The 26,253-nt window shown below is 71.0% G+C and carries 26 protein-coding genes, 5 tRNA genes and 1 pseudogene; 14 read left to right on the top strand and 18 right to left on the bottom strand.

Going from position 1 to position 26,253, the window contains the following annotated elements:
• Positions 1-144 precede the first annotated feature (144 nt).
• Both ACIQ9G_RS31100 and ACIQ9G_RS31095 read left to right on the top strand, forming a co-directional pair.
• Complete coding sequence (locus ACIQ9G_RS31100; protein WP_403616197.1) at positions 145-378, top strand: Lrp/AsnC family transcriptional regulator; 234 nt, start codon at positions 145-147, stop codon at positions 376-378.
• 20 nt (positions 379-398) lie between these two features.
• Complete coding sequence (locus ACIQ9G_RS31095; RefSeq protein WP_403616195.1) at positions 399-881, top strand: DUF3515 domain-containing protein; 483 nt, start codon at positions 399-401, stop codon at positions 879-881.
• A 28-nt stretch (positions 882-909) separates the two neighbouring features.
• On the opposite strand, the gene ACIQ9G_RS31090 is transcribed toward ACIQ9G_RS31095, so the two are convergent.
• Genes ACIQ9G_RS31090 through ACIQ9G_RS31080 form a run of 3 tightly spaced genes read right to left on the bottom strand, consistent with a single transcriptional unit; the run spans position 910 to position 3,940 of the window.
• Positions 910-2,067, bottom strand: coding sequence for a D-alanine--D-alanine ligase family protein (locus ACIQ9G_RS31090; RefSeq protein ID WP_403616193.1), 1,158 nt, complete (start codon positions 2,065-2,067; stop codon positions 910-912).
• A 59-nt stretch (positions 2,068-2,126) separates the two neighbouring features.
• The gene (locus ACIQ9G_RS31085) at positions 2,127-3,137 is read right to left on the bottom strand and encodes an NAD(P)H-dependent glycerol-3-phosphate dehydrogenase (RefSeq protein WP_403616190.1); all 1,011 of its coding nucleotides are present in this window, start codon (positions 3,135-3,137) and stop codon (positions 2,127-2,129) included.
• Positions 3,134-3,940, bottom strand: coding sequence for a lysophospholipid acyltransferase family protein (locus ACIQ9G_RS31080; protein WP_403616187.1), 807 nt, complete (start codon positions 3,938-3,940; stop codon positions 3,134-3,136). Before ACIQ9G_RS31080 ends, ACIQ9G_RS31085 begins: the two co-directional genes overlap by 4 nt.
• A 190-nt stretch (positions 3,941-4,130) precedes the next feature.
• On the opposite strand from ACIQ9G_RS31080, the gene cofC reads away from it, so the two are divergent.
• On the top strand, positions 4,131-4,781 hold the full coding sequence (gene cofC / locus ACIQ9G_RS31075; RefSeq protein ID WP_403616184.1) for a 2-phospho-L-lactate guanylyltransferase: 651 nt from the start codon (positions 4,131-4,133) through the stop codon (positions 4,779-4,781).
• A gap of 9 nt (positions 4,782-4,790) precedes the next feature.
• Entirely contained in the window at positions 4,791-4,994 is a 204-nt protein-coding gene (locus ACIQ9G_RS31070; RefSeq protein ID WP_356191620.1) for a hypothetical protein, read from the top strand.
• 100 nt (positions 4,995-5,094) lie between these two features.
• Here the strand turns inward: ACIQ9G_RS31070 and ACIQ9G_RS31065 are convergent, their stop codons facing one another.
• The 4 genes from ACIQ9G_RS31065 to leuC form a co-directional block, all read right to left on the bottom strand.
• On the bottom strand, positions 5,095-5,748 hold the full coding sequence (locus ACIQ9G_RS31065) for an HU family DNA-binding protein (RefSeq protein ID WP_403616181.1): 654 nt from the start codon (positions 5,746-5,748) through the stop codon (positions 5,095-5,097).
• 135 nt (positions 5,749-5,883) lie between these two features.
• The gene (locus tag ACIQ9G_RS31060; protein ID WP_403616178.1) at positions 5,884-6,114 is read right to left on the bottom strand and encodes a hypothetical protein; all 231 of its coding nucleotides are present in this window, start codon (positions 6,112-6,114) and stop codon (positions 5,884-5,886) included.
• Positions 6,115-6,421: 307 nt separating this feature from the next.
• Positions 6,422-7,015 carry a 3-isopropylmalate dehydratase small subunit gene (leuD, locus tag ACIQ9G_RS31055; RefSeq protein ID WP_403616176.1) on the bottom strand — a complete coding sequence of 198 codons (594 nt, stop codon included), beginning with the start codon at positions 7,013-7,015 and terminating at the stop codon, positions 6,422-6,424.
• A 3-nt stretch (positions 7,016-7,018) separates the two neighbouring features.
• Entirely contained in the window at positions 7,019-8,452 is a 1,434-nt protein-coding gene (gene leuC, locus ACIQ9G_RS31050; RefSeq protein ID WP_403616174.1) for a 3-isopropylmalate dehydratase large subunit, read from the bottom strand.
• 185 nt (positions 8,453-8,637) lie between these two features.
• Between leuC and ndgR the strand changes: the two genes are divergently transcribed.
• Complete coding sequence (ndgR, locus tag ACIQ9G_RS31045; RefSeq protein WP_189900496.1) at positions 8,638-9,354, top strand: IclR family transcriptional regulator NdgR; 717 nt, start codon at positions 8,638-8,640, stop codon at positions 9,352-9,354.
• A 163-nt stretch (positions 9,355-9,517) separates the two neighbouring features.
• Here the strand turns inward: ndgR and ACIQ9G_RS31040 are convergent.
• Positions 9,518-9,787 (bottom strand): annotated as a pseudogene (locus tag ACIQ9G_RS31040) (monooxygenase family protein); the annotation flags it as partial.
• An 88-nt stretch (positions 9,788-9,875) separates the two neighbouring features.
• On the opposite strand from ACIQ9G_RS31040, the gene ACIQ9G_RS31035 reads away from it, so the two are divergent.
• On the top strand, positions 9,876-10,526 hold the full coding sequence (locus tag ACIQ9G_RS31035; protein WP_403616171.1) for a MerR family transcriptional regulator: 651 nt from the start codon (positions 9,876-9,878) through the stop codon (positions 10,524-10,526).
• Positions 10,527-10,594: 68 nt separating this feature from the next.
• Here ACIQ9G_RS31035 and ACIQ9G_RS31030 read toward each other — a convergent pair.
• The 9 genes from ACIQ9G_RS31030 to ACIQ9G_RS30990 all read right to left on the bottom strand — a co-directional run bounded on the left by ACIQ9G_RS31030 (position 10,595) and on the right by ACIQ9G_RS30990 (position 14,703).
• Positions 10,595-10,667 (bottom strand) — tRNA-Glu (locus ACIQ9G_RS31030).
• Between the two features lie 28 nt (positions 10,668-10,695).
• Positions 10,696-10,767: transfer RNA gene (locus tag ACIQ9G_RS31025), tRNA-Gln, on the bottom strand.
• 21 nt (positions 10,768-10,788) lie between these two features.
• Positions 10,789-10,861, bottom strand: a tRNA-Glu gene (locus ACIQ9G_RS31020).
• Positions 10,862-10,922: 61 nt separating this feature from the next.
• Positions 10,923-10,995 (bottom strand) — tRNA-Glu (locus ACIQ9G_RS31015).
• Between the two features lie 40 nt (positions 10,996-11,035).
• Positions 11,036-11,107, bottom strand: a tRNA-Gln gene (locus tag ACIQ9G_RS31010).
• 91 nt (positions 11,108-11,198) lie between these two features.
• On the bottom strand, positions 11,199-11,936 hold the full coding sequence (locus ACIQ9G_RS31005) for an HAD family hydrolase (protein ID WP_403616169.1): 738 nt from the start codon (positions 11,934-11,936) through the stop codon (positions 11,199-11,201).
• 106 nt (positions 11,937-12,042) lie between these two features.
• Positions 12,043-13,566, bottom strand: coding sequence for a glutamate--tRNA ligase (gene gltX, locus ACIQ9G_RS31000; RefSeq protein ID WP_403616167.1), 1,524 nt, complete (start codon positions 13,564-13,566; stop codon positions 12,043-12,045).
• Positions 13,559-14,344, bottom strand: coding sequence for a fumarylacetoacetate hydrolase family protein (locus ACIQ9G_RS30995; RefSeq protein ID WP_403616165.1), 786 nt, complete (start codon positions 14,342-14,344; stop codon positions 13,559-13,561). Before ACIQ9G_RS30995 ends, gltX begins: the two co-directional genes overlap by 8 nt.
• 170 nt (positions 14,345-14,514) lie before the next feature.
• Positions 14,515-14,703: a hypothetical protein gene (locus ACIQ9G_RS30990; RefSeq protein WP_392194409.1), complete on the bottom strand. Its 189-nt coding sequence runs from the start codon at positions 14,701-14,703 to the stop codon at positions 14,515-14,517.
• Positions 14,704-15,302: 599 nt separating this feature from the next.
• Here ACIQ9G_RS30990 and ACIQ9G_RS30985 point away from each other — a divergent pair.
• The 8 genes from ACIQ9G_RS30985 (at position 15,303) to ACIQ9G_RS30950 (ending at position 25,824) form a co-directional block, all read left to right on the top strand.
• Positions 15,303-19,028 carry a nitrate- and nitrite sensing domain-containing protein gene (locus ACIQ9G_RS30985; protein ID WP_403616163.1) on the top strand — a complete coding sequence of 1,242 codons (3,726 nt, stop codon included), beginning with the start codon at positions 15,303-15,305 and terminating at the stop codon, positions 19,026-19,028.
• Positions 19,029-19,037: 9 nt separating this feature from the next.
• On the top strand, positions 19,038-19,451 hold the full coding sequence (locus tag ACIQ9G_RS30980; protein WP_003993189.1) for a roadblock/LC7 domain-containing protein: 414 nt from the start codon (positions 19,038-19,040) through the stop codon (positions 19,449-19,451).
• A gap of 111 nt (positions 19,452-19,562) precedes the next feature.
• A complete protein-coding gene (locus ACIQ9G_RS30975) occupies positions 19,563-19,961 on the top strand; it encodes a DUF742 domain-containing protein (RefSeq protein ID WP_019058642.1) in 399 nt (132 codons plus the stop codon).
• On the top strand, positions 19,942-20,517 hold the full coding sequence (locus ACIQ9G_RS30970; RefSeq protein WP_356194935.1) for an ATP/GTP-binding protein: 576 nt from the start codon (positions 19,942-19,944) through the stop codon (positions 20,515-20,517). The genes ACIQ9G_RS30975 and ACIQ9G_RS30970 overlap by 20 nt, the downstream gene beginning before the upstream one ends.
• A 400-nt stretch (positions 20,518-20,917) precedes the next feature.
• Positions 20,918-24,169: a nitrate- and nitrite sensing domain-containing protein gene (locus tag ACIQ9G_RS30965; protein ID WP_403616160.1), complete on the top strand. Its 3,252-nt coding sequence runs from the start codon at positions 20,918-20,920 to the stop codon at positions 24,167-24,169.
• A 10-nt stretch (positions 24,170-24,179) separates the two neighbouring features.
• Positions 24,180-24,593, top strand: a complete 414-nt coding sequence (locus tag ACIQ9G_RS30960) for a roadblock/LC7 domain-containing protein (protein ID WP_030948713.1) — start codon at positions 24,180-24,182, stop codon at positions 24,591-24,593.
• Between the two features lie 96 nt (positions 24,594-24,689).
• Positions 24,690-25,262 carry a DUF742 domain-containing protein gene (locus ACIQ9G_RS30955; protein ID WP_403616157.1) on the top strand — a complete coding sequence of 191 codons (573 nt, stop codon included), beginning with the start codon at positions 24,690-24,692 and terminating at the stop codon, positions 25,260-25,262.
• The gene (locus ACIQ9G_RS30950) at positions 25,243-25,824 is read left to right on the top strand and encodes an ATP/GTP-binding protein (protein WP_026248371.1); all 582 of its coding nucleotides are present in this window, start codon (positions 25,243-25,245) and stop codon (positions 25,822-25,824) included. Before ACIQ9G_RS30955 ends, ACIQ9G_RS30950 begins: the two co-directional genes overlap by 20 nt.
• 219 nt (positions 25,825-26,043) lie before the next feature.
• Here ACIQ9G_RS30950 and ACIQ9G_RS30945 read toward each other — a convergent pair whose 3' ends face one another.
• Positions 26,044-26,241, bottom strand: coding sequence for an acyl-CoA carboxylase epsilon subunit (locus ACIQ9G_RS30945; RefSeq protein ID WP_356194943.1), 198 nt, complete (start codon positions 26,239-26,241; stop codon positions 26,044-26,046).
• Between the last annotated feature and the right edge of the window lie 12 nt (positions 26,242-26,253).

Genomic DNA, 26,253 nt, shown 5'->3' with positions numbered 1-26,253 from the left:
GGTCGAGATGACCGTCAACTTCTGTCGTACCCGCACCCGGGCGCGCGGGCCGCGGCTCTCGCGGGTCTCCCCGTGGCGTGCGGCTACGCGATACCGTGGCGTTCCTTTTCCCCACATGATCCTCGTGGCCGCCCTGGAGGTTCCGTGGTACAGGCGTACATCCTGATCCAGACGGAGGTCGGCAAGGCGTCGACCGTCGCCGAGACGATCAGCAAGATCCAAGGAGTCATCCAGGCCGAGGACGTCACCGGACCCTACGACGTCATCGTGCGCGCCCAGGCCGACACCGTGGACGACCTCGGCCGCCTGGTGGTCGCCAAGGTCCAGCAAGTGGACGGCATCACCCGCACCCTGACCTGCCCGGTCGTGCATCTGTAGCCCCCGTCTACCCTTGGCCGGTGAACTCTTCGCGTCACCGGCTCATCGGTCTGCCCGTCCTCGCCGTGCTGATCACCGCCGCGGGCTGTTCCTCAAGCGACGACAGCGCCACCGCGGCGGTTCCCAGCCCGGGCCCGGCGGTCACGAAGCTGTGCCGGAACCTGGACAGGGCGCTGCCGGGAACGGTGGACGGACTGGAACGCCGGGACCCCGCGCCCGCCTCCGCGCTGACCGCGGGTTGGGGAAGCCCGGCGATCATACTGCGCTGCGGTGTCGAGCGGCCCGGCCGGATGACGGACCCGGACGCGGACGGCGCCGAGGTGAACGGCGTGGGCTGGCTGCTGGAGAAGCGGGGCGACGGGTCGTTCCGCTTCACCACCACCCTGCGCAAGGCGTACGTCGAGGTGACGATCCCGAAGGAGCGGACCGGCCACGGCGTGGCCCCGCTCGTCGGCCTGGCCCCGGCCGTCAAGAAGGCGATCCCCGAGGGGATCGCCTCCTGAGTGAAGTCGGCAATGAAGTCGGCGCCGCTCAGCGCAGGCCGGTCGACCGGCGCAGGGCCGCCTGGATCAGCCGGTCCACCAGCTCCTCGTAGGCGACGCCGCTGGCCTGCCACATCTGCGGGTACATCGAGATCGGCGTGAAGCCGGGCATGGTGTTGATCTCGTTGATCACGAACTCGCCGTCCTCGGTGAGGAAGAAGTCCGCGCGGACCAGGCCCTCGCAGGAGGCCGCCTCGAACGCCTCCACCGCGAGCCGCTGCACCTCGGCGGTCTCCTCGGGCGTCAGCGGGGCGGGCACCAGGCCGGGCGTGGAGTCGATGTACTTCGCCTCGAAGTCGTAGTACGCGTGCGCCTCGGGCGGCGGGATCTCGGCCGGGACGGAGGCCCGCGGGCCGTCCTCGAACTCCAGGACACCGCACTCGATCTCGCGGCCGCGCAGGGCCGCCTCCACGATCACCTTCGGGTCGTGCCGCTGGGCCTCCTCGATCGCCTCGTCGAGACCGGAGAGGTCCTCGACCTTGGTGATGCCGATCGACGAGCCCGCGCGCGCGGGCTTCACGAACAGCGGCCAGCCGTGCTCGCCGGCGAAGTCGACGATCTTCTTGCGGGCCGCCGGCCGGTCCTGGGCCCACTCGCGCGGCCGGATCACCACGTACGGGCCGATCTTGAGCCCGAACGAGGTGAACACCCGCTTCATGTACTCCTTGTCCTGGCCGACGGCCGAGGCGAGCACACCCGAGCCCACGTACGGCACACCGGACAGTTCCAGGAGGCCCTGGAGGGTGCCGTCCTCGCCGTACGGGCCGTGCAGCACGGGGAAGACCACGTCGACCTCGCCGAGCGCCTTGGGCACCGAGCCCGGCTCGCTGTAGACGACTTCGCGGTTGGCGGGGTCGACGGGGAGGATCACGCCGCCCTCGGTCGACTCGGCGAGCTCCTCGACGCTGGGCGTGCGGCGGTCGGTGATCGCCATGCGCTCCGGGTCGTCCGCGGTCAGTGCCCAACGGCCGTCGCGCGTGATGCCGATCGGCAGAACCTCGTACTTGGTCCGGTCGATGGCACGCAGCACCGCTCCGGCGGTGACCACGGAGATTCCGTGTTCGGAGCTGCGCCCGCCGCACACGACGGCCACGCGCGGCTTGCGGGACGGCTGCTCAGGGCTCTGGGGGAGGTTCTCGGTGCTCATATCGCGATGAGAGTACCCGTTGGTAGGGCCGGGAGACAGCGTTGGACCGGCGGGGTCGCTCAGCGTCGTTCCGGCTTGGCGCTGCGCGACATCAGCTCCTTGAGGGCGACCACCGGCGGCTTGCCCTCGTGGACGATGCCGACGACGGTCTCGGTGAGAGGCATGTCGACGCCGTGCCGGCGGGCCAGATCCAGCACCGACTCACAGGACTTGACGCCCTCGGCGGTCTGCTTGGTGACCGCGATGGTCTCCTGCAGGGTCATGCCCTTGCCGAGGTTGGTGCCGAAGGTGTGGTTGCGCGACAGCGGCGAGGAGCAGGTCGCCACCAGGTCGCCCAGGCCCGCGAGTCCGGAGAAGGTGAGCGGGTCGGCGCCCAGGGCCACGCCCAGCCGGGTGGTCTCGGCGAGGCCGCGGGTGATGAGCGAGCCCTTGGCGTTGTCGCCGAGGCCCATGCCGTCCGCGATGCCGACGGCCAGCCCGATCACGTTCTTCACCGCGCCGCCGAGTTCGCAGCCGACGACGTCGGTGTTGGTGTACGGGCGGAAGTACGGGGTGTGGCAGGCGGCCTGGAGCCGCCGGGCGACCGCCTCGTCGGTGCAGGCCACCACGGCGGCGGCCGGCATCCGGGCGGCGATCTCCCGGGCCAGGTTCGGGCCGGTGACCACGGCGATGCGCTCCGGGCCGACCTTGGCGACGTCCTCGATCACCTCGCTCATCCGCATGGCGGAGCCCAGTTCGACGCCCTTCATCAGGGAGACGAGGACCGTGCCGGGGGCGAGCAGCGGCGCCCACTCGGCGAGGTTGGCGCGCAGGGTCTGCGAGGGGATCGCGAGGACGGTGAAGTCGGCGTCCCGGGCGGCCTCGGCGGCGTCCGTCGTGGCCCGCAGGTTCTCCGGGAGTTCGACGCCGGGCAGGTAGTCGGGGTTGGTCCGCGTGGAGTTGACCGCCTCGGCGAGTTCGGCGCGGCGGGCCCAGAGGACCACCTCGCAGCCCGCGTCGGCGAGGACCATGCCGAAGGCGGTCCCCCACGATCCGGTACCGAAGACGGCCGCCTTGACCGGCTTGCTCACGTGCCCTGCCCCTCTTCCTGTACGGCTTCCCGCGCTTCCCGTCCGGCCACGGCGGCTCTGCCGTGGGTCTGCGCCTCGGTCATGCGGCGCTGTTCCAGCCGCTCCCGGCGCGGGTCGTACGGGACCTCGGGTGCCCGCTCGCCGCGGATCTCCTCCAGGAGCCGGGTGATGGCCGCCATGATCGCCTCGGTGGCGTCCTTCAGCAGCTCGGGGGTCATCTCCTGGTCGTAGAAGCGCGACAGGTCCACCGGCGGGCCGGCCAGCACGTGGTGGGTCTTGCGCGGGAGGAAGTGCGGCTTCTTGGTGTAGGGCGGCAGGATCTCGTTGGCGCCCCACTGGGCGACCGGAATCACCGGGCACTTGGTCTGGAGGGCGACACGGGCGGCACCCGTCTTGCCGGTCATCGGCCAGAGGTCGGGGTCGCGGGTCAGGGTGCCCTCGGGGTAGAAGGCGACGCACTCGCCGCGTTCCACGGCGTCGATCGCGGCGCGGAAGGCGCTCAGCGCGTCCGTGCTCTCGCGGTAGACGGGGATCTGCCCGGTGCCGCGCATCGCGGCGCCGACGAATCCCTTCCTGAAAAGGCCGCTCTTCGCGAGGAATCGCGGCACTCGCCCGGTGTTGTACTGAAAGTGGGCGTAGGCGAAGGGATCGATGTGCGAATTGTGGTTCACCGTGGTGATAAATCCGCCCTCGGCCGGAATGTTCTCCATTCCTCGCCAGTCCCGCTTGATCAGAACCACCAGTGGCGGTTTGCAGATCACCGCTGCGAAGCGGTACCAGAAGCCGATTCTGCGGCGGGGCACGCGGACACCTTCCTCTAGGGCCTGGGGAGCCGCACAAGTGTCACCCCGGGCCGCCGGTCTGTCGAGAACACCGTACGCCCGCCCGTCACCCACCACCGCCCTTGGAGGAGCTTCGCCCCCCCACCCCCGACTCCCGCCCACTCGGGTGTGCCAGGGGACAATGTCCGCGACAAGAGAGGGACGAACGTTCGTGCAGTGGACCTTGGTCATCCCGCTGAAGCCCCTGACCCGGGCGAAGAGCAGGCTGGCGGACGCCGCGGGCGACGGGGTGCGGCCGGCCCTGGCGTTGGCCTTCGCCCAGGACACCGTGGCGGCCGCCCTGGCCTGCCCGGCGGTCGGGGGTGTGGTGGTGGTCACGGACGACGCCGTCGCCGGACCGGAGCTGGCGCGGCTGGGCGCCGGGATCGTCCCGGACGAGCCGCGCGGGGGGCTGAACCCGGCGCTGGCGCACGGGGCCGCGGTGGTGCGCGCATCGCGGCCCGAAACTGCCGTGGCGGCCCTGAACGCCGATCTCCCGGCGCTGCGTCCGGCGGAATTGGCCATGGTGCTGGAGGCCGCCGCCCGATTCCCGCGCGCTTTTCTCCCGGACGCCGCGGACCTCGGCACGACCTTGCTGGCGGCCGGCCCCGGGCAGGCCCTGCTCCCGGCCTTCGGCCCGGCCTCACGGGCCCGCCACCGGGCGTCCGGCGCGGTGGAACTGGCGCTGGAGGCGGTGGACTCCGTACGTCAGGACGTGGACACCGGCGCGGACCTGCGGGTGGCGCTCGCGCTCGGGGTGGGACCGCGGACGGCGGCCGCGGCCGCGCGGCTGCCGGAGCGGGTGCGGGTCACCGGGCAGTAGGCTGCCGTCATGCAGGCGACCGCATACACGTACGACCCCGAAACCCGCAGCGGGCAGGTGCTCCTGGACGACGGGACGCCGGTGCCCTTCGACGCTCCGGCGTTCGACGCGGGGGGTCTGCGGCTGCTGCGCCCCGGGCAGCGGGTGCGGATCGAGACGGAGGGCGCCGACGGCGCCCCGCGGATCACGCTGGTGACCCTGCAGACCTTCTGAGCGGACCGAGCGGGCACGTCAGGGCCACCGGACGCGCCGCGGGCCGGGCTCCCCGAGGAGTCCGGCCCGGCGCGTGAGGACCCGTGTGCACCCGTGTGCCCTACTTGCCGCGGGCCGTGGTCTTCTTGGCGGTGGTCTTGCGGGCCGTCGACTTCTTGGCGGGGGCCTTCTTGGCCGTCGCCTTCTTGGCCGGGGCCTTCTTGGCCGTCGTCGTCTTCTTGGCCGTGGTCTTCTTCGCCGCGGTCTTCTTCGCGGCGGCCGCCGTGGTCTTCTTGGCGGTCGTCTTCTTCGCCGCGGTCTTCTTGGCCGCGGCGGTCGTCTTCTTGGCCGCGGCCTTCTTCGCGGCGGCCGTCTTCGCCGCACCCGCCGCCTTCTTGGCGGCGGCCTTCTTGCCGGCGGCCTTGGCGATGGTGGCCGTGGGGCCGGTGAGGCTGCCCTTGGGCGCCTTCTTCACGGCGATGTCGTGCTTCGGGAGCTTCTTGGAGCCGCCCACCAGGTCCTTGAAGCCCTGGCCGGCCCGGAAGCGGGGAACGGAGGTCTTCTTGACCCGGACCCGCTCACCCGTCTGCGGGTTGCGGGCGTAGCGGGCGGGGCGGTCCACCTTCTCGAAGGACCCGAAGCCGGTGACCGAGACCCGGTCTCCCCCGACCACCGCGCGGACGATGGCGTCCAGCACCGCGTCGACGGCGTCGGCGGCCTGCTGCCGGCCGCCCATCTTGTCGGCAATCGCTTCTACGAGCTGCGCCTTGTTCACGTCTTCCCCTTCGGAGACCTCGCCAGAACGAAAGTGTTCAAGCTTTTCGCACGTTAGGCAGATATATACCGCAAATCAAACACGAAACGGGCTAATCACCCTTGTGCCGCAACGGACTCGACGGTCTCGGCTGGTTCAGCGTTCCTCTTCGGGGAGTCGACCCTCGTCGAGGTCTGCCGTGAACCGGTCCAGACGCCTTGCCGCGTCGGCGAGATCGTGCTTGGCCGCGGCCGTAATGACCAGCAGCTTCCGGGTCAGCGCCATCCGTACGCCCTCCGGGACTTGCAGTGCGCGCACTCTTCCGTGCGCTTCCTTCAGCTGGGCCGCGACCGCCGTATAGAGCTCGAGTTGGCCGTCGTTGTCCATGCACAGATTGTGCCATCTGGGGCGAGTTGTCGCCTGCCCAGGGGGCAACTGCCGCCTCAAACGGCCTCACGAGCGCCTGCGTCGGTCGGGACCTGGGAAGTCGATTACCCCGGCAACACCCTGCATAACGTGGGACGTTGGCACCCGGCACGGCGGCGCGCCGCGGCGCGGGAGCCGAAAAAGGCCGTACCCCCGATCGGGGTGATCGGGGGCACGGCGGGGGGTCTCGCGATGGCCGAAACTCGACTTGCCCGGGGGTGATCGGCGCTGTCGCAGCAGTGGATCACCGGCCTGGGGCGGTGCCGTTTCAGACCGGCAGGGTCCGCGGCTTGAACGACGGGCGCTTCGCCTCGTACGTGGCGATGTCGGCCTCGTTCCGGAGGGTGAGGGAGATGTCGTCCAGCCCGTTCAGCAGCCGCCAGCGGGAGTTCTCGTCCAGTTCGAAGGAGGCGGTGATGCCTTCGGCCCGCGCCTCACGCGCCTCAAGGTCCACAGTGACCTCAGCCGTGGGGTCCTTCTCGGTGAGCTCCCACAGCGCGTCCACGATCTTCTGCTCCAGGACCACCGTGAGCAGGCCGTTCTTCAGCGAGTTGCCCCGGAAGATGTCCGCGAAGCGGGAGGAGATCACGGTCTTGAAGCCGTAGTTCTGCAGCGCCCAGACGGCGTGCTCGCGGGAGGAGCCGGTGCCGAAGTCGGGGCCGGCGACCAGGACCGTGGCGCCCTGCCGCTCGGGGCGGTTGAGCACGAACTCGGGGTCCTTGCGCCAGGCCTCGAACAGCCCGTCCTCGAACCCGTCGCGCGTGACCTTCTTGAGCCAGTGGGCGGGGATGATCTGGTCGGTGTCGACGTTGCCGCGGCGCAGCGGGACGGCCCGGCCGGTGTGGGTGGTGAAGGCTTCCATGATTCAGACTCCAGCGGGCGTTGCGGCGGCGTCGACGTCGGTCAGGTCGGCCGGGGAGGACAGGTGGCCCAGGACCGCCGTGGCGGCCGCGACCTGCGGCGACACCAGGTGGGTGCGGCCGCCCTTGCCCTGCCGGCCCTCGAAGTTGCGGTTGGAGGTGGAGGCGGAGCGCTCACCGGGGGCGAGCTGGTCGGGGTTCATCCCGAGGCACATCGAGCAGCCCGCGTGCCGCCATTCGGCGCCGGCCTCCTTGAAGACCACGTCCAGGCCCTCGGAGACGGCCTGCAGCCCCACCCGCGCGGAGCCCGGGACGACCAGCATCCGTACGCCGTCGGCGACTTTGCGGCTCCGCAGGATGGCGGCGGCGGCCCGCAGGTCCTCGATGCGGCCGTTGGTGCAGGAGCCTACGAAGACGGTGTCCACCTTGATGGAGCGCAGCGGCTGCCCGGCCTCCAACCCCATGTATTCCAGGGCCTTTTCGGCGGCCAGGCGCTCCGATGCGTCTTCGTACGAAGCCGGGTCGGGGACGGCGGCCGAAAGCGGCGCGCCCTGGCCGGGGTTGGTGCCCCAGGTGACGAACGGCGACAGCTCGGCGGCGTCGATGACGACCTCGGCGTCGAAGACCGCGTCGTCGTCCGTGCGCAGCGTCCTCCAGTACGCCACCGCGGCGTCCCAGTCCTCGCCCTCGGGGGCGTGCGGACGGCCCTTGAGGTAGTCGAAGGTGGTCTCGTCGGGGGCGATCATGCCCGCGCGGGCGCCGGCCTCGATCGACATGTTGCAGATGGTCATGCGGGCCTCCATCGAGAGCTTCTCGATGGCGGAGCCGCGGTACTCCAGGATGTAGCCCTGGCCACCGCCCGTACCGATCTTGGCGATGATCGCCAGGATCAGGTCCTTGGCCGTGACGCCCTCGGGCAGTTCGCCCTCGACCGTGATCGCCATGGTCTTCGGGCGGGCCAGCGGCAGCGTCTGGGTGGCCAGCACGTGCTCGACCTGCGAGGTGCCGATGCCGAACGCCAGCGCGCCGAAGGCGCCGTGCGTCGAGGTGTGCGAGTCGCCGCAGACGACGGTCGTGCCCGGCTGGGTCAGCCCGAGCTGCGGGCCGACGACGTGCACGACGCCCTGCTCGACGTCGCCCAGCGGGTGCAACCGGACACCGAACTCGGCGCAGTTCTTGCGCAGCGTCTCCAGCTGGGCGCGGGAGACCGGGTCGGCGATGGGCTTGTCGATGTCGAGGGTCGGGGTGTTGTGATCCTCGGTCGCGATGGTGAGGTCGAGGCGGCGCACGTCGCGCCCGCTCTTGCGGAGGCCGTCGAAGGCCTGGGGGCTGGTCACCTCGTGCAGCAGGTGCAGATCGATGAAGAGGAGATCGGGCTCGCCCTCGGCGCGCCGGACGACGTGGTCGTCCCAGACCTTCTCAGCGAGTGTCCTACCCATCGCTTTCCCTCCGGCCGGACGCGAACGCGCCGGCCCAACTAGAGATCTTGAGGAACGGCACCCGCGCCCCCCTCGGGTGTCCGCAGCCGGGCCCGTCGGTCCACGGGCCGCTGTGACTTCCAGAGTGGCGTGTTCCACGGAAAATTGAACTTGCGTTTCACAGAGTGAGACGCAAGTATCGTTGCATGGACAACAGTAGCGGCGTCGGCGTTCTGGACAAGGCAGCCCTCGTCCTGAGCGCCCTGGAGTCCGGTCCGGCCACCCTCGCGGGTCTGGTCGCGGCGACCGGACTGGCACGACCCACGGCCCACCGGCTGGCCGTGGCCCTGGAACACCACCGCATGGTGGCGCGCGACATGCAGGGCCGGTTCATCCTCGGCCCGCGCCTCGCGGAACTGGCCGCGGCGGCCGGCGAGGACCGCCTCCTCGCCACCGCGGGCCCGGTGCTCACCCATCTCCGGGACGTCACGGGCGAGAGCGCGCAGCTCTACCGGCGCCAGGGCGACATGCGCATCTGCGTCGCCGCGGCGGAGCGCCTGTCCGGCCTGCGGGACACGGTCCCGGTCGGCTCGACGCTGACGATGAAGGCCGGTTCCTCGGCGCAGGTGCTGATGGCCTGGGAGGAGCCCGAGCGGCTGCACCGGGGCCTGCAAGGGGCCCGCTTCACGGCGACGGCCCTGTCGGGCGTACGGCGCCGTGGCTGGGCCCAGTCCATCGGCGAGCGCGAGCCGGGCGTCGCGTCCGTCTCCGCGCCCGTACGCGGCCCCTCCAACCGCGTGGTGGCCGCCGTCTCGGTCTCCGGCCCCATCGAGCGCCTGACCCGCCACCCGGGCCGGATGCACGCCCAGGCCGTCATCGACGCGGCCGGCCGCCTCTCCGAGGCACTGCGCCGCTCCGGCTGACCACCGGGCACATCGCCACCGGGACGGGCCGGCCTCAACGCCGCGGCAGGCCCACCCGGCAGGGACCCCGCCCCACCGACACACATGGCGCGGCCGGCCGGCTCCGGACCCCCTCGGGACCAGGAGCCGGCCGGCCGCGTGTGCGGGGGCGGCGCCGCACGCCTCACGACATCCGCAGCCGCTCCGCGGCCCGGTCACCGCGGCGGCCGACCGGGACCACGCCCGTGGCCCGGCCCAGGCCGTACTCCGGCATGTTCATGTAGATCGACTCATGGGACCCGGCGGGCACGACACAGGTCTCGTGCCAGAAGCCGACCCTGCCCCTGCCCTCGCGCAGCCGCCGGTTGAAGGCGGCCCAGGCCGGCCGGTGGCCGCGGTCCGGCGCGGAGGCATAGGCGAGGAGCTTCCCCTCGGACTCCCAGTACTGCACGAGAACTTGGACAGTGACACTCTCCCATGGGCGGCGCAGGAGGAGAGCGCGCGAGAAAGTGAAAGCGGCAAGGAAGCGGGTGCGGGACGGAATGCGACTGGCGGAGCTGAGCGCGCGCAGCGGGGTGTCGACGGCGACGATCAAGTACTACCTGCGCGAGGGCCTGCTGCACCCGGGCCGCCTGATCACCGCCACCCAGGCCGAGTACGACGAGGAGCACCTGCGGCGGCTGCGGCTGGTGCGGGCGCTGATCCAGGTGGGGCGGATCCCGGTGAACTCGGCCCGTGAGGTGCTGGCCGCCCTCCAGGACGAGGATCTGGACCGCAACCGGCGTCTGGGCACCGCCGTATGGGCCCTGCCGCACGGTCCGGCGCCCGACGAGACCCACCCGGCCACCGAGGCCGCCCGGCGCGGAGCCGACGCGCTCCTGGACCGCCTCGGCTGGTCCTGCGGCCGCTCCCCCGGCGAGCCGGTGACCGCGCCGGCGTACGGAATGCTGGTGCCCGCGATCGCCGCGCTGTCCCGGCTCGGCTACCCGTGCGCCGTCGACGACTTGGAGCCCTACGCCCGCGCGATGGAGCGGATCGCCGTCACCGACCTGGACCTGGTGGACCGCTACGAGACACCGGACGAGCAGGTGGAGGCCGCGGTGGCGCTGACCGTGCTGTACGAGCCGGTGCTGCTCAGCCTGCGCCGGCTGGCGGAGGCCGAGGAGTCGGGCCGCCGGTTCGGCGCGCGGTGAGGAATCGCGCGGTGAGGGACGCGGAGAACGCGGAAGGGCCCTCCCGAGGGAGGGCCCTTCCGACTGCGTACCCCCGACCGGATTCGAACCGGCGCTACCGCCTTGAGAGGGCGGCGTGCTAGGCCGCTACACAACGGGGGCATGGACACTGCGTTTCCGCAGGTCCGAGCTGGTCTACCTGGACTCGAACCAAGACTAACTGAACCAGAATCAGTCGTGCTGCCAATTACACCATAGACCAATGTTGGTTTAGACCAGTCAGTACCCCCGACCGGATTCGAACCGGCGCTACCGCCTTGAGAGGGCGGCGTGCTAGGCCGCTACACAACGGGGGCCCTAGCGATCCTGCATCGGAGGCAACGGGAGCGACCCGGTTGCCTTCGCGGGAAGGATCTGTACCCCCGACCGGATTCGAACCGGCGCTACTGCCTTGAGAGGGCAGCGTGCTAGGCCGCTACACAACGGGGGCTCGCGGACATGATCCGCGTGGTGCAGATGAGCTCTGCGAGCTGGCCTACCTGGACTCGAACCAAGACTAACTGAACCAGAATCAGTCGTGCTGCCAATTACACCATAGGCCACTGGAACGCAAGCCCCGGAGGGGATCTTGTTCTAGCGTTGCGCCTCCGGTTCCGGCCTTTCGGCCCGCTCCCCGGCGGCGCAGGAAGAACATTACCCGAAGGTGGACGGGGCTCCAAAACGGGTATCCGCGGTGACGATCGCGGGGAGTTCGGCGAGGGACGCGATCCGGTGCCGCCGCGTGGGTGCGCCGGCCCCGGCCGTGTACACGCCACCACGGTCGATCCACACCGACACCAGGCCGGCCTCGGCGGCGCCGCGCCCGTCGATCTCCGGGTGGTCCCCGACGTAGGCGACCTCGTGCGGGCGCAGCCTCAGCGCCTCGCAGACGGCGAGGAAGGCGCGGGCCTCCGGCTTGGACACGCCGAGCTCGGCGGCGCACAGGACGGCCTCGAACCGGTCCCGGAGGCCCAGGGTGCGCAGCTTGTGCTCCTGGACGTGCAGGCTGGAGTTGGACAGCACCGCGTGCCGGTGGCTGGCGGCGAGCGCGTCCAGGGCGGGCAGCACGTCCGGGAAGAGGGCCCAGGCGGCCTCGTAGTGACCGAGATAACGCCGGAACCAGTCGTCGGCCTCGCCGTCGGACAGCTCGGGGCGGCCGAGGAAGACCCGCACGCGGTCCCGGCGCTGCCCCTCGAAGGTCACCTCCCCCGCCGAGAACCGCGCCCACTGCGCGTCGGTGATCCGCCGCCAGTGGGCGAGGGCGTGGTCCGCGGACTCGTATCCGTCCAGCAGCCCCTCGGCCGCCAGGTGGTCGCGCATCCCGGCGCGGTCCGCGGTCGTGTAGTCGAAGAGGGTGTCGTCGACGTCCCAGACGACGGCCTTGACGCTCATGCCCCCACCGTAGGCGAAGGCGCCCCCGCCGTCGGCGGGAACGGCGGCGGGCCCGGTTCGCGGCGGGCTGCCGCGAACCGGGCCCGGTGTCCGGTGGTGGTCCCGCCTACGCGGCGAGCCTGGCCAGCGCCGCGTCGACGCGGGCCAGCGTCCTCTCCTTGCCGAGGATCTCCAGCGACTCGAAGAGGGGCAGGCCGACGGTGCGGCCGGTGACCGCGACACGGACCGGGGCCTGCGCCTTGCCGAGCTTGAGGCCGTGGGCCTCGCCGGCGGCCAGGACGGCCTCCTTGAGGGACTCCGCCGAGGTCCAGTCCGCCGACTCCAGCTTCTCCCGGGCGGTGCGCAGCAGGGCGTCCGAGCCCTCCTTCATCGCCTTGGTCCAGGAGGCCTCGTCGAAGACCGGCTCCGGCAGGAACAGGAAGTCGACGTTGTCGGTGATCTCGGACAGGACCTTCAGACGGGTCTGGGCGTGCGGGGCGATCGCCTGCCACCGCGCCTCGTCGAAGTCCTCCGCGGCCCAGGGGGCGGCCGGGGCCTGCAGCCACGGGCGGCAGCGCTCCGTGAAGTCCTTCACGTCCAGCATCCGGATGTGGTCGGCGTTGATCGCCTCGCACTTCTTCAGGTCGAAGCGGGCCGGGTTGGGGTTCACGTCCCCGATCTCGAAGGCCGCGACCATCTCCTCGACGGAGAAGATGTCCTGGTCGGCCGAGAGCGACCAGCCGAGCAGGGAGAGGTAGTTGAGCAGGCCCTCGGGCAGGAAGCCGCGCTCCCGGTAGAGGTTGAGGCTCGACTGCGGGTCGCGCTTGGAGAGCTTCTTGTTGCCCTCGCCCATCACGTAGGGCAGGTGGCCGAACTCGGGGGTGCCCTTGGCGACGCCGAGCTCGATCAGCGCCTTGTAGAGGGCGATCTGCCGCGGGGTGGAGGAGAGCAGGTCCTCGCCGCGCAGGACGTGGGTGATCTCCATCAGGGCGTCGTCGACCGGGTTGACCAGGGTGTACAGGGGGGCGCCGTTGGCCCGGACGATGCCGTAGTCCGGCACGTTCTCCGGGGTGAAGGTCAGCTCGCCGCGGACCAGGTCGTTGAAGGTGATCGTCTCGTCGGGCATCCGGAAGCGGACGATGGGCGCCCGGCCCTGGGCCTTGTACTGCTCGACCTGTCCGTCCGTGAGGTCGCGGCAGTGGCCGTCGTAGCCGGAGGGCCTGCCGGCGGCGCGGGCGGCCTCGCGGCGGCTGTCCAGCTCCTCCTGCGAGCAGTAGCAGTGGTAGGCGTGGCCGGCGTCCAGCAGCTTCCGGGCGACGTCCCGGTAGAGGTCCATCCGCTGCGACTGGCGGTACGGGGCGTGCGGGCCGCCGACCTCGGGGCCCTCGTCCCAGTCGAAGCCGAGCCAGCGCATCGCGTCGAGGAGCTGGTTGTAGGACTCCTCGGAGTCGCGGGCCGAGTCGGTGTCCTCGATGCGGAAGACCAGGGTGCCCTGGTGGTGCCGGGCGAACGCCCAGTTGAACAGGGCGGTGCGCACCAGGCCCACATGGGGGTTACCGGTGGGCGACGGGCAGAAACGGACGCGTACGGAGGATGGGGGTACCCCCTGCTCGAGCGAAGCCGAGAGCTTGGGGGAGGGTGCGCTAGCCACGCTTGACAACCTTGTTGGTGAGAGTGCCGATGCCTTCGATGGTGACGGCGACCTCGTCGCCGACGTTGAGGGGGCCGACCCCTGCCGGGGTGCCCGTGAGGATCACGTCGCCGGGCAGCAGCGTCATGGCCTCGGAGATGTTGACGATCAGATCCTCGACGGAGTGGATCATCTCGCTGGTGCGCCCGAGCTGGCGCTGTTCGCCGTTGACGGTGAGCTGCACGGTCAGGTCGGACGCGGCGGCGAGGTCGAGGTCCGTCTCCACCCAGGGGCCGAGCGGGCAGGAGGTGTCGAAGCCCTTGGCCCTGGCCCACTGCTTCTCGCGCCGTTGCACGTCGCGGGCGGTGACGTCGTTGGCGCAGGTGTAGCCGAAGATCACGTCCTTGACGCGCTCGCGGGGGACCTCGCGGCACATGCGGCCGATGACGACGGCCAGTTCCGCCTCATGGTGCAGTTCCTGGGAGAAGGGCGGGTACTGGATCTCGTCGCCGGAGCCGATCACCGAGGTGGACGGCTTGAAGAAGGCGAACGGGGCGTCCGGCACCTCGTTCCCCAGCTCGCGGGCGTGTTCGGCGTAGTTGCGGCCGAAGGCCACGACCTTGTTGGGCAGCACCGGCGGCAATAGCCGGACCTTGCTCAGCGGCACCTTCGTGCCGGAGAGCGCGAAGTCCGCGAACGGGATGCCCTTGATGATGTCGAGGACGAGCTCGTCCGGCTTGTCGCCCTCGACCGCGCCGAAGGCGACGTTCCCGTCGATGGAGAATCTGGCGATGCGCACGGGATCCTTGCGCCCCTTACCTGAACTGGCTGGAGTCTGACGATCCAGGCTAACGCGGCAGGACCCCCGCCACCTCGCGCATCACCCCCGCAGCAGGAAGGGGCGCCCCGGCCCCGGGACGCCCCTGTCGTCGTGCCGGCCGTTTGAGCATCCGCCGGCCGGCGTGCGTACTACTGGGCGACGGACGCGGCGACGGGGACCTCCATGAGGACGGTGCGCCGCGGGTTGGCGGTCTGCTCGGGGAGGGTGACGGAGTGCTCCGGCTGTTCCGGCGTCTGCAGTGCGTCGGCGTCCTCGAGGTGCACCAGAGTCGTGCGCCGCGGGTTGGCTATGGTGCGGAACATCAGCGTCGTCTTCACGGTTGTGGGAGGCCCTGTCGTGTACGGCGCCGGGAGGTCGCGGGACCCCCGCGGGCGCGGGTTGTCGGATTTGCCATCTCTGTAAAGCGCCAGGCTAAACATGCAATTCCCGGCCGAAGACGTGAAGAGCCCGTGATCTGCCTGTGAGTTTGCTCACTAGCCCGCCGACATTCGGGGCAATTCCGACGCGCTTTCCGTCTTAACAAAAAGGACATTGCACCCCTGAAGCCTTCATTCCGCTCCTGATCATGGCGACTGGGACACCATCCGCGACTCGCGGGATCGTAGCGATATGTCCGCAATGTTCGAGATCACTTTCCACCACGGGTAACGCTGCACTCACGGGGTGTCACAGAGGTCACAGCTAGGTACGCGAGCCTTGTTGGAGATCCGGCACTGTGCTGGAATGCCACGGACCGCCGCGGGATCGAGCCGGCGCGCAGGGGGCGCAACGCAGCGCCGAGTGGCGGCGAGATTGGGGGAGCCAGCGCCGGTCACTCACGACCACCCTGGGGCGCGTGTTCAGGACGCTCCCCACAACGCCGACACCGTCCTTCCGTTCGCGCGGAGGGGCGCCTGGTCCAGAGGTTGCGACGCTAGTGCAGGGACGTTTCAAGAGGGATGGCAGCGCTTCGGCGGAGCCGGAGCCGCACGGCGGGACCGACCGTGGTTCCTCGCCCCAGCACGCCCAGAACCCGGGCTCGGCCCCGTCCGGTGACGGCGGAGAGCGCGCCGGGCGATCCAGTGTCTCCGTGTCACCGTCGGAGAGCCCCACTCCGCCGGTGAAGCCCCCCAAGGGCCCGTCGGGCCCCGGTTCGCGAGTGGCCCTGCGCAACTGGCGCATCTCCACGCGCCTGGTGTCGCTGCTCGCGCTTCCGGTGGTCGCGGCCACCTCGCTCGGCGCGCTGCGCATCAACCAGTCCATGGACGACATCCAGCAGCTCGACAACATGAAGCTGCTGACGGACATGACCAAGCAGGCCACCGAGCTGGCCGCCGCGCTCCAGGAGGAGCGCGACCAGTCCGCCGGCCCCATGGCGCACGGCCTGAAGGCGACCGACTACACGGTCAAGGGCTACCGGGACAAGACGGACCGCGCCAAGGCGAACTTCCTCAGCGCCTCCGAGGAGATCGACGCCGCGAGCAAGGACGGCAACCTCCTCGGCGTCCGCGACAGCCTCGTCGGCCTCGCCAGCGAGCTCAACAGCCTGGGCAAGATCCGCCAGGACGCCTACCAGGCCAAGGACAACTCCACCCAGACGGTGGAGGCCTACCACCGCCTCATCACCGAACTGCTCGGCCTCTCCCAGGACATGGCCGAGGCGACCAGCAACCCGGAGATGATCCAGCGCACGCGTGCCCTGTCGGCCTTCTCCTCCGCCAAGGAGTACGCGTCCGTGCAGCGCGCCGTCATCGCGGCGGCCCTGCCCTCGACCAACACCACCACGGGCAGCCTCTCCGAGAACGACCGGCTCTACGCCGAGTCGGCCCTGGAGAGCCAGAAGTCCGAACTCAGCAGCTTCCGCAACATCTACGGCGACGGCGCCGAGGAAATCGTCAAGCCCATCGACGAGGGCAACCCGACGATCGAGGCCGCCGACATCTACGCCCGCCGCGCCCTCGGCTCGGCGGACGGCCTGGGCGGTCTGCAGAAGCGCTCCTACCGCGACTGGGTGGACGACAGCTCGACCAAGATCGAGCAGATGAAGAAGATCGAGCACACGCTGCTCGAGGACATGGAGCAGAAGGCCCGCGAGCTGCGCAGCGCCACCGAGCGCGACGCGATCATCTCCGGTGCGCTGATCCTCCTCGTCCTCGGCGTGTCGCTGGTCGGCGCCTTCGTCGTGGCCCGCTCCATGATCCGCTCGCTGCGCCGGCTCCAGGAGACCGCCACCAAGGTCGCCCAGGACCGTCTGCCCGAGCTGGTCAAGCAGCTGTCCGAGTCCGACCCGCAGGACGTCGACACGTCCGTGGAGTCGGTCGGTGTGCACTCCCGGGACGAGATCGGCCAGGTGGCCGCGGCCTTCGACGACGTGCACCGCGAGGCGGTCCGCCTCGCCGCCGAGCAGGCCCTGCTGCGGGGCAACGTCAACGCGATGTTCACCAACCTCTCGCGCCGCTCCCAGGGCCTCATCCAGCGTCAGCTGTCGCTCATCTCCGAACTGGAGTCCCGCGAGGCCGACCCGGACCAGCTCTCCTCGCTGTTCAAGCTCGACCACCTCGCGACGCGCATGCGCCGTAACGGTGAGAACCTCCTCGTCCTCGCGGGTGAGGAGCCCGGCCGCCGCTGGACCCGCCCGGTCCCGCTGGTCGACGTGCTCCGCGCCGCCGCGTCCGAGGTGGAGCAGTACGAGCGCATCGAGCTGGCCGCCGTGCCGACGACCGAGGTCGCCGGCCGCGTGGTCAACGACCTCGTGCACCTGCTCGCCGAGCTGCTCGAGAACGCGACCTCCTTCTCCTCGCCGCAGACCAAGGTCAAGGTCACCGGTCACGCGCTGCCCGACGGCCGCGTCCTGATCGAGATCCACGACACCGGCATCGGCCTCTCCCCCGAGGACCTCGCGGCGATCAACGAGCGGCTCGCCTCGCCGCCCACCGTGGACGTCTCCGTCTCCCGCCGCATGGGTCTGTTCGTGGTCGGCCGTCTCTCGCAGCGCCACGGCATCCGCATCCAGCTGCGCCCGTCCGACTCCGGTGGCACGACCGCGCTGGTCATGCTGCCCGTGGACGTCGCCCAGGGCGGCAAGAAGCCCGCTCCGGGCAAGCCCGGCTCTCCCTCCGCCGGCGGTCCGGCGGCCGCGCAGGCTTCGGCCGGTGTCGCCGCGGCGCGTCGCCAGGGCGGTCAGCAGGGCGGCGGCGCCTCGGGCGGCGGTGCCGGCCGGCTCGGCGCCGGTGCCGGTCCGCGCGGTCAGGTGGGCGCCGGCCAGGGCTCGCGCGCGGCGCTGCCCGGCACGGGCGGCCGTCCCGGCGGGCCTGGCGGTCCGCGCGGGCCGCAGGGTCCGGCACAGCAGCAGGGCCGTCCGTCCGCCACGTCCCCCTCCTCGTTCGACCAGGGGATGTCCCCGGCGCCGGGCGCGGGTGCCGGCTTCGGTGGCCAGGCTCCCGCCGGGTCCCAGGGCTTCGGCGACGGGCAGCAGCGCCAGGACGTCTTCGGCGGCGGCCGCGGCGCCGTGCCCCCGCAGCGGTCGAACGGCGCCGAACAGGGCCGGCAGCAGCAGCTGTCCCCGCGCGGCGGTCCGCGTGCGGAGCTGCCCGGCGGCAACCCGCCGTCCCGGTCCACGGGCTGGGGCGACGACCGCGCCGCGCTCGACGCGCCGCGCGGCCACGACGAGCAGGGTCCGGCGCACACCTCCCGGATGCCGCGGGTCGACGACCGGCAGGGCCCGGGCGCGACCGCGGAGCTGCCGGTGGTCCCGCGCCACAACGACCTGCAGGGTCCCGGCTCCACGTCCGAGTTCCCGCGTCCCGACTTCGACGCCCCACGTCCGGGCGGCGCGCAGAACACCGGTCAGTTCGGCGCCGACTCCGGGCAGGGCACCGGTTCGTTCGTGCGCCAGGACGTCTACGGCCAGTCGGCGCCGCAGAACAACCCCTCCTCCACCGGTCAGTTCGCGGCTCCGCAGGCCTACGACAGCGGTTCCACCGGCCAGTACGCCGCCCCACAGGCCTACGGCAGCGGCTCCACCGGCCAGTACGCCCAGCCGGGGTACGACAGCGGCTCCACCGGCCGGCACTCCCTGCCTGGCCGTCAGGACCCGTCGTCCACCGGCCAGTTCGAGCGGCCCCAGTCCGGCGGCTCGGGTGCCGACCTCGGCGCCCAGCGTCCGTCGGCCCCGCAGCATCCCGCCCGTCGCGAGCCCGAGGCCCTTCCGCCGGCCGCGGGTCCCGGCGACGGACGGACACCGCTGTACGACACCCTGGAGACCAACTGGTTCCGCGGCGGCGACCGCCAGCAGCAGGGCAACGGCTCCGCCGCGGCCCCGGCCCCGCAGCAGCCGCAGGCCTCCTCGGCCCCCCAGCGTCCCGCCTCAGCGCCGTGGCGCAGCTCGCCGAACGACGATCTCGTCCGGCAGGCAGAGCGCGTACGGCAGCCGGCGGCGGGCGGCGTCACCACATCCGGCCTGCCGCGCCGGGTGCCCCGGGCGAACCTCGTCCCGGGCACGGCTCAGCAGCAACAGCACCAGAGCGGTCCGCAGGTCTCGCGTGCGCCTGACGACGTACGCGGCCGGCTGACCAATCTCCGTCGGGGCATCGCACAGGGTCGTCAGGCCAACTCCGGTCAGACGGGCAGCTATCCCAGCCCCACTCACCAGCAGGAGCGTTAGTTGAGCCCGATGAGCCAGGCGGCACAGAACCTCAACTGGTTGATCACCAACTTCGTGGACAACACCCCCGGGGTGTCCCACACCGTCGTGGTTTCCGCGGACGGACTCCTTCTGGCGATGTCCGAAGGGTTCCCGCGCGACCGCGCCGACCAGCTCGCGGCCGTCGCGTCCGGCCTCACCTCGCTGACCGCCGGGGCCTCCCGGATCTTCGAGGGAGGCAGTGTCGCGCAGACGGTCGTGGAGATGGAGCGCGGCTTCCTCTTCCTCATGTCCGTCTCGGACGGGTCGTCCCTGGCCGTTCTCGCGCACCCCGAGTGCGACATCGGCCTCGTCGGCTACGAGATGGCGCTGCTCGTCGACCGCGCCGGGGCGGTACTGACGCCCGACCTGCGTGCCGAACTACAGGGCAGTCTGCTCCACTGACCGGTCCCGGTACCACCCACCTCACCAAATCACCGTCCGGCCGCCACAATCCCCCCACCGGCCCCGTCCGACGGCTTGACTGACCGACTTGCTGTCCCGCCCGGAGGATTCATGACCCCGCCCACCGCCTCTCATGATCCGTACGCCGAGCCGTACGGGGACGAGGGCGACCAGCCGCTGGTACGTCCCTATGCGATGACCGGCGGCCGGACCCGGCCGCGCTATCAGCTCGCCATAGAGGCGCTGATCAGCACGACGGCCGACCCGGCAGCGCTGATGGGACTGCTCCCGGAGCACCAGCGGATCTGCCATCTGTGCCGCGAGGTGAAGTCGGTCGCCGAGGTTTCGGCACTGCTGGCCATGCCGCTCGGTGTGGCCCGGATCCTCGTCGCGGACCTGGCCGAGGCCGGGCTGGTGGCCATCCACCAGCCGGGCGGCGACGAGAACAACGGCGGCGCACCGGATGTGACGCTGCTCGAAAGGGTGCTCAGTGGACTTCGCAAGCTCTGACGGAGGCCGGGCGACCACCTCCGCGAAGATCGTGGTGGCGGGTGGCTTCGGCGTGGGCAAGACCACGTTCGTGGGTGCCGTCTCGGAGATCAACCCGCTGCGCACGGAGGCCGTCATGACGTCTGCTTCGGCAGGCATCGACGACCTGACCCACACCGGGGACAAGACGACCACGACGGTCGCCATGGACTTCGGCCGTATCACCCTGGACCAGGACCTGATCCTGTACCTGTTCGGTACACCGGGCCAGGACCGCTTCTGGTTCATGTGGGACGACCTGGTCCGCGGCGCGATCGGCGCGGTCGTCCTGGTGGACACGCGGCGGCTCGCCGACTGCTTCCCCGCCGTCGACTACTTCGAGAACAGCGGCCTGCCCTTCGTGGTCGCGCTCAACGGCTTCGACGGGCACCAGCCGTACAACCCGGAGGAAGTGCGCGAGGCGCTGCAGATCGGTCCGGACGCCCCGATCATCACGACCGACGCCCGCCACCGCGCGGACGCCAAGTCGGCGCTGATCACCCTGGTCGAGCACGCCCTGATGGCCCGGCTGCGGTAACGCCCGGAAGTCGTTTCAGGTAGCACCCAAGTCGAAAGATCCATACGGAAGTTGTCGTAGCAGCACCGGAGCCGGCTGTGTCCTTTGACACGGTCGGCCCCGGTGTTCATAACGTTTCGGCAGAGGAATCCGGTGGTGTGGCCACGCGTCGCGCACATCCGGTGTCGCTGTGCGCACGATCGCCCCGCCTTTTGGCGGGGCTCGCTCTTTATGACCGATTTATCTGGGGTTTACAACGGCTCGCTCCGCACGTTTCCACTGTTTGGAAGAGCGCTGGCTGACGTGCTGGAATGCCTGAACTGCCCAATAGTCAAAGACGTACTCATCAGTCGAGTCGTAACTGGGCTCTGAGACACTGCGGCACAACGTTGGTGCCGACCGCCGAGAGGTTGTTGGTCGAGTGAGGCGAAGCAAGAACGGCCCCGAGCCGTCGGCCCGGGGCAACTTCACCCCGCCGCCGCGCGGTGCGGCGCCCGCACCCGTGCCCGGGTCGGAACCGACGGCCGCTCCCGCTCCGAGCGGTGGCCGTCTCTCCCCCCGCAACTGGCGGGTGCCGACCCGGCTGAACGCGATCCTGCTCATACCCGTGCTGGTCGGCCTCGTCATGGGCGGCTTCCAGGTCAAGAGCTCGATCGACACCTGGCAGGAAGCCCAGGACGCGGAGAAGACCGCGCGCCTGGTGCAGGCCTCGCTGACCTACGCCAACGCCCTCTACAACGAGCGCGACATCACCGCCACTCCCCTCCTGCAGGGCAAGGGCCAGGACAACGCGACCGTCACCGAGGCCCGCCGGCTCACCGACAAGGCCGCCGACGCCTTCGACCAGGCCGCGCAGGGCGCGCCGCAGACGCCCGGCGTCGAACGCCGGCTGAAGCTGTTCCGCGAGACGGAGCCCGGACTGACGCAGCTGCGCGCCGCCGCCTACAGCCCCAAGCTCACCGGCGTGCAGACCGAGGAGGGCTACGTCCGGATCGCCCACCCCCTGATGGAGTTCGCCAACGAGCTCGGTCTGGGCACCGGCAACATCACCTCCTACGGCCGTACCGTCTACGCCATCTCGCTGACCAAGGCCGCCCTGTCGCTGGAGCGGTCCATCGGCATGCACCTGCTGGTCAAGCCGGGCCCCGACGCCCCCAACATGGCCAGCCAGCGCACCGCCCTCGCCTCGTACGCCTACCTGGAGGGCATCGCCTCCGAGGAGTACCGCGGCGGCGGCACCCAGGGCGACTCCGACAAGCTCGACGCGGCCCTGAAGCAGGCGCAGGTCCAGGGCGCGGCGATGGTCCAGCAGGCCAAGGCCAAGGACCCGAACTACGTCGCGCCGCCGGCCGACCCGCAGAAGATGGTCGGGGCCGTCGCGTCGCTGCAGAGCACGAGCGCGACCGAGCGCCTCGCGCTCGCCCGCAGGGGGATCACCCCGCAGAACTGGTGGGCGGCCAACACCCTCAGGTTCGACGCCTACGAGAAGATCGAGTCGGACATGGCCGACAAGGCGGTGAACGAGGCCTCCAACATCGCCGACGACGCCCAGCAGTCGACGTTCATCACCGGCGCGATCGTCCTGGTCGCCCTGCTCGCCGCGTTCATCCTGGCCGGCATGGTGGCCCGCCAGATGAGCCGCTCCATGCGCCAGCTGCGCAACGCCGCCTTCGGCATCGCCGAGCAGCGCCTGCCGATGCTGGTCGACCAGCTCTCGCGCACCGACCCCGGCCGGGTCGACACCCGGGTGGCGCCGATCCCGATCACCTCGACCGACGAGATCGGCGAAGTCGCCCGCGCCTTCGACCAGGTCCACCGCGAGGCCGTCCGGCTCGCCGCCGAGCAGGCCCTGCTGCGGGGCAACATCAACGCGATCTTCACCAACCTCTCGCGCCGCAACCAGTCGCTGATCGAGGGCCAGCTGACCCTGATCACCGACCTGGAGAACAACGAGGCCGACCCGGACCAGCTGGAGAACCTCTTCCGCCTGGACCACCTGGCGACCCGTATGCGCCGCAACGGCGAGAACCTCCTCGTCCTCGCGGGCGAGGAGCCCGGCCGCCGCTGGGACCAGCCGGTCCCGCTGGTCGACGTGCTGCGCGCCGCCTCCTCCGAGGTGGAGCAGTACGAGCGCATCGAGCTCTCCGGCGTCCCGGAGGCCGAGATCCACGGCCGCGCCGTGACCGACCTCGTGCACCTGCTCGCCGAGCTCCTGGAGAACGCCACCACGTTCTCCTCGCCGCAGACCAAGGTCCGCGTCACCGCGACCCGTCTCCCCGACGGCCGCGTCATGATCGAGATCCACGACAAGGGCATCGGCCTGACCCCCGAGGACTTCGCCGACATCAACCACAAGCTGGCCAACCCGCCGACCGTGGACGTGGCGATCTCCCAGCGCATGGGCCTGTTCGTGGTCGGCCGCCTCGCCGACCGGCACGGCATCCGCGTCCAGCTGCGCCCCTCCGGCGAGCAGGCCGGCACGACCTCGCTGGTCATGCTGCCGGACGCGATCACCCACGGCGGTGGCGGCGAGCAGGCGCTGAACCGCGACGAGTTCACGGTCTCGCAGATCATCCCGGAGCAGCAGTTCCAGGGTGAGGACTTCAGCCGGATGCAGCCGCCGATGCGGACGGCCGCGGAGCTCGGCTTCGACGACAGCCGCTACGAGGTCCCGGACGACATCCGCGACCTGGACCCCGTCGGCCGCTCGCTGATGCGCGAGGAGCGCCGCGCCGCCCTGGAGGCCCAGACGCACGGGGAGCAGTCCGGGCAGGAGACCTCCGAGACACCCGCGTACACCGACGGGCCCACCGGCGGTCAGGCCTACGACACAGGTCAGCTGCCCTACCCCGAGCAGCAGGGCGGGTACGACGCGCAGACGGCGTACGGCGACCAGGGGCAGACGGCGTACGAGGAGCAGCGGAGCGCGTACGAGGAGCCGGGCCGGCCGTCCTACGACGACCAGTACTTCGCGCCGAACGGCGGCCTGCCGCAGAACAACGGCTACGCCACGAACGGCGGATACCCGGAGCCCGCGTATGCGGAGCCGGCGCAGGACGAGCAGGCGCGGGCGCACGGCGCCGCGTCGGACACGTACGGCGCCTTCGCCGAGCAGCCCTACCAGGACGACTGGCCCCAGGGCAACGGCTACCGCAACGGCTACCCGGACCAGTACGCTCCGGAAGCGGAATCCACGCAGGCCGCTGACGTGAGCGAGCCGGACCGCGTAGGCTTCGACCGTCCGGGAACGGCCCCCTCCGCCGCTCACGAGCTGACCGACGCCGGGCTGCCCCGCCGCGGATCCACCCCGAGCGGTTCGAACGGCGCGCGGCGCGTGAACCAGGAGGCGCCGGCCCGCACCCCGGAGAGCAAGGGCGACGGCGACTGGCGTTCGGCGAACGACGAACGCTGGCAGCAGGCCTCGCAGCTCCGGAAGCCCAAGGCAGGCGGGGTGACCTCCTCCGGTCTGCCGAGGCGGGTGCCCAAGGCCAATCTGGTCGAGGGGACCGCGGAATCGACCCCGCAGGGCGGCCCACAGGTCTCCCGCGCCCCCGAGGACGTCAGGGGCAGGCTGAGCAACCTGCGCCGGGGCGTGCAGCGGGGACGCAGCGCAGGAAGTGAAAAGAACGGCCAGGGCTTCGGTCCTGACAGCACCTACAACCAGGAGCGTTAGTGTGAGCCCGATGAGCCAGGCGGCACAGAACCTGAACTGGTTGATCACCAACTTCGTGGACAACACCCCCGGGGTGTCCCACACCGTGGTGGTCTCCGCCGACGGACTCCTTCTGGCGATGTCCGAAGGCTTCCCCCGCGACCGCGCCGACCAGCTCGCGGCCGTCGCCTCCGGTCTGACCTCGCTGACCGCCGGTGCTTCGCGCATCTTCGAGGGCGGCAGCGTGAACCAGACAGTTGTGGAGATGGAGCGGGGATTCCTCTTCCTCATGTCCATCTCCGACGGTTCGTCGCTCGCGGTTCTTGCACACCCCGAGGCGGACATCGGCCTCATTGGGTACGAGATGGCTCTTCTGGTGGACCGTGCGGGCACGGTTCTCACCCCGGATCTCCGTGCGGAGCTCCAGGGGAGCCTTCTCAACTAACAGTCGAACGGTGCGTTTTGGCGTCCCGGGGCCGTAAGGTTTCGGGACGCGGCTTCCACAGGGTTGGAGCCCGGCGCAGTCGGAGGAGGAGAGAGAGTGGCAACACCCCCAAGCGGTTCGCCTTCGGGCAACTGGTCGTACGGCCCTGCCCAGGGCCAGGGCGACGGTCCGGCGAACCCGTACAACTTCCCCTCCGCCCCGAGCCACCGGCAGCCGTACGCGCCCCAGGGCCCCGGCCCTTCGCCGTACGATCAGCCGCCGGCGCCGCGCATCCAGCCGGTGGAGCCGCAACGACGTACCCCTGAGCCGACGCCCGCCGGGGCGTCGAACAATCCCCTGGTGCGCCCGTACGCCATGACGGGCGGCCGGACCCGGCCGCGGTACCAGCTCGCCATCGAGGCGCTGGTCCACACCACAGCGCAGCCGCACCAGATGCAGGGCCAACTGCCCGAGCATCAGCGGATCTGCAATCTGTGCCGCGAGATCAAGTCGGTGGCCGAGGTCTCGGCCCTGCTGACGATCCCGCTCGGCGTGGCCAGGATCCTCGTCGCCGACTTGGCGGAGGCGGGCCTGGTCGCCATCCATCAGCCCGGCGGCGACGAGAACGCCGGTGGACAGCCAGACGTGACACTGCTCGAAAGGGTGCTCAGTGGACTTCGCAAGCTCTAGCGGCGGTCCTTCCCGCTCCACCACCTCCGCGAAGATCGTGGTGGCGGGCGGCTTCGGCGTGGGCAAGACCACGTTCGTGGGTGCCGTCTCGGAGATCAACCCGCTGCGCACGGAGGCCGTCATGACGTCTGCTTCGGCAGGCATCGACGACCTGACCCACACCGGGGACAAGACGACCACGACGGTCGCCATGGACTTCGGCCGTATCACCCTGGACCAGGACCTGATCCTGTACCTGTTCGGTACACCGGGCCAGGACCGCTTCTGGTTCATGTGGGACGACCTGGTCCGCGGCGCGATCGGCGCGATCGTGCTGGTCGACACGCGGCGGCTCGCCGACTGCTTCCCCGCCGTCGACTACTTCGAGAACAGCGGCCTGCCCTTCGTCATCGCGCTCAACGGCTTCGACGGCAACCAGCCGTACAACCCGGACGAGGTGCGCGAGGCGCTGCAGATCGGCCCGGACACCCCGATCATCACGACCGACGCCCGCCACCGCGCGGACGCCAAGTCGGCGCTGATCACCCTGGTCGAGCACGCCCTGATGGCGCGGCTGCGGTAGGTCCGCGCGACGGACAGGGCGGGCGGCCCTCCCCGGCTCGGGGCGGGCCGCCCGCCTTTTCCACGCCGGCACGACGGCACGCCGGCACTACGGCACAGCCGCACGTGGCGCGCGAGATCGCGAGCGATCGCGAGGCAGGCACGGCGAAAGGGCCCCTCCCGGAAGAGGGGCCCTTTCCGCGTGCGTGCGGGGGCGGCCGGTCGTGATGCCGGCCGCGGCTCACCCGTGCCAGCTGTGCGGGGCGCGGAAGCCGTTCTCGCGCTCCAGGCGGCGCCAGCCGGCCTTGGGGCGGCGGCGGTGGGCGGAGGTCGTCTCGGCGGGGCGGGCCGCGGCACGGGCCAGGAGGAGCGCCGTGATGGCGGCGACCTCCTCGGGCTCGGCGTGGCCCTTCTCGACGCGGATGTCGGCGTTGTCCATGGGTTCAGTCTC

This window comes from Streptomyces sp. NPDC096152, from assembly GCF_044763235.1.
GTDB lineage: Bacteria > Actinomycetota > Actinomycetes > Streptomycetales > Streptomycetaceae > Streptomyces.
The sequence above is the reverse complement of the archived record's forward strand: the minus strand, read 5'-3'. Positions and strand labels throughout refer to the sequence as shown.

Coding starts and splice junctions, on each gene's coding strand:
- ACIQ9G_RS31090 (WP_403616193.1), bottom strand. CDS start 2,067: ATGAGCACCGAGAACCTCCCCCAGAGCCCTGAGCAGCCGTCCCGCAAG.
- leuC (WP_403616174.1), bottom strand. CDS start 8,452: ATGGGTAGGACACTCGCTGAGAAGGTCTGGGACGACCACGTCGTCCGG.
- ACIQ9G_RS31060 (WP_403616178.1), bottom strand. CDS start 6,114: ATGGACAACGACGGCCAACTCGAGCTCTATACGGCGGTCGCGGCCCAG.
- ACIQ9G_RS31035 (WP_403616171.1), top strand. CDS start 9,876: ATGCGACTGGCGGAGCTGAGCGCGCGCAGCGGGGTGTCGACGGCGACG.
- ACIQ9G_RS30980 (WP_003993189.1), top strand. CDS start 19,038: ATGAGCCAGGCGGCACAGAACCTCAACTGGTTGATCACCAACTTCGTG.
- ACIQ9G_RS30975 (WP_019058642.1), top strand. CDS start 19,563: ATGACCCCGCCCACCGCCTCTCATGATCCGTACGCCGAGCCGTACGGG.
- leuD (WP_403616176.1), bottom strand. CDS start 7,015: ATGGAAGCCTTCACCACCCACACCGGCCGGGCCGTCCCGCTGCGCCGC.
- ACIQ9G_RS31005 (WP_403616169.1), bottom strand. CDS start 11,936: ATGAGCGTCAAGGCCGTCGTCTGGGACGTCGACGACACCCTCTTCGAC.
- ndgR (WP_189900496.1), top strand. CDS start 8,638: ATGGACAACAGTAGCGGCGTCGGCGTTCTGGACAAGGCAGCCCTCGTC.
- ACIQ9G_RS30945 (WP_356194943.1), bottom strand. CDS start 26,241: ATGGACAACGCCGACATCCGCGTCGAGAAGGGCCACGCCGAGCCCGAG.
- ACIQ9G_RS30960 (WP_030948713.1), top strand. CDS start 24,180: ATGAGCCAGGCGGCACAGAACCTGAACTGGTTGATCACCAACTTCGTG.
- ACIQ9G_RS31070 (WP_356191620.1), top strand. CDS start 4,791: ATGCAGGCGACCGCATACACGTACGACCCCGAAACCCGCAGCGGGCAG.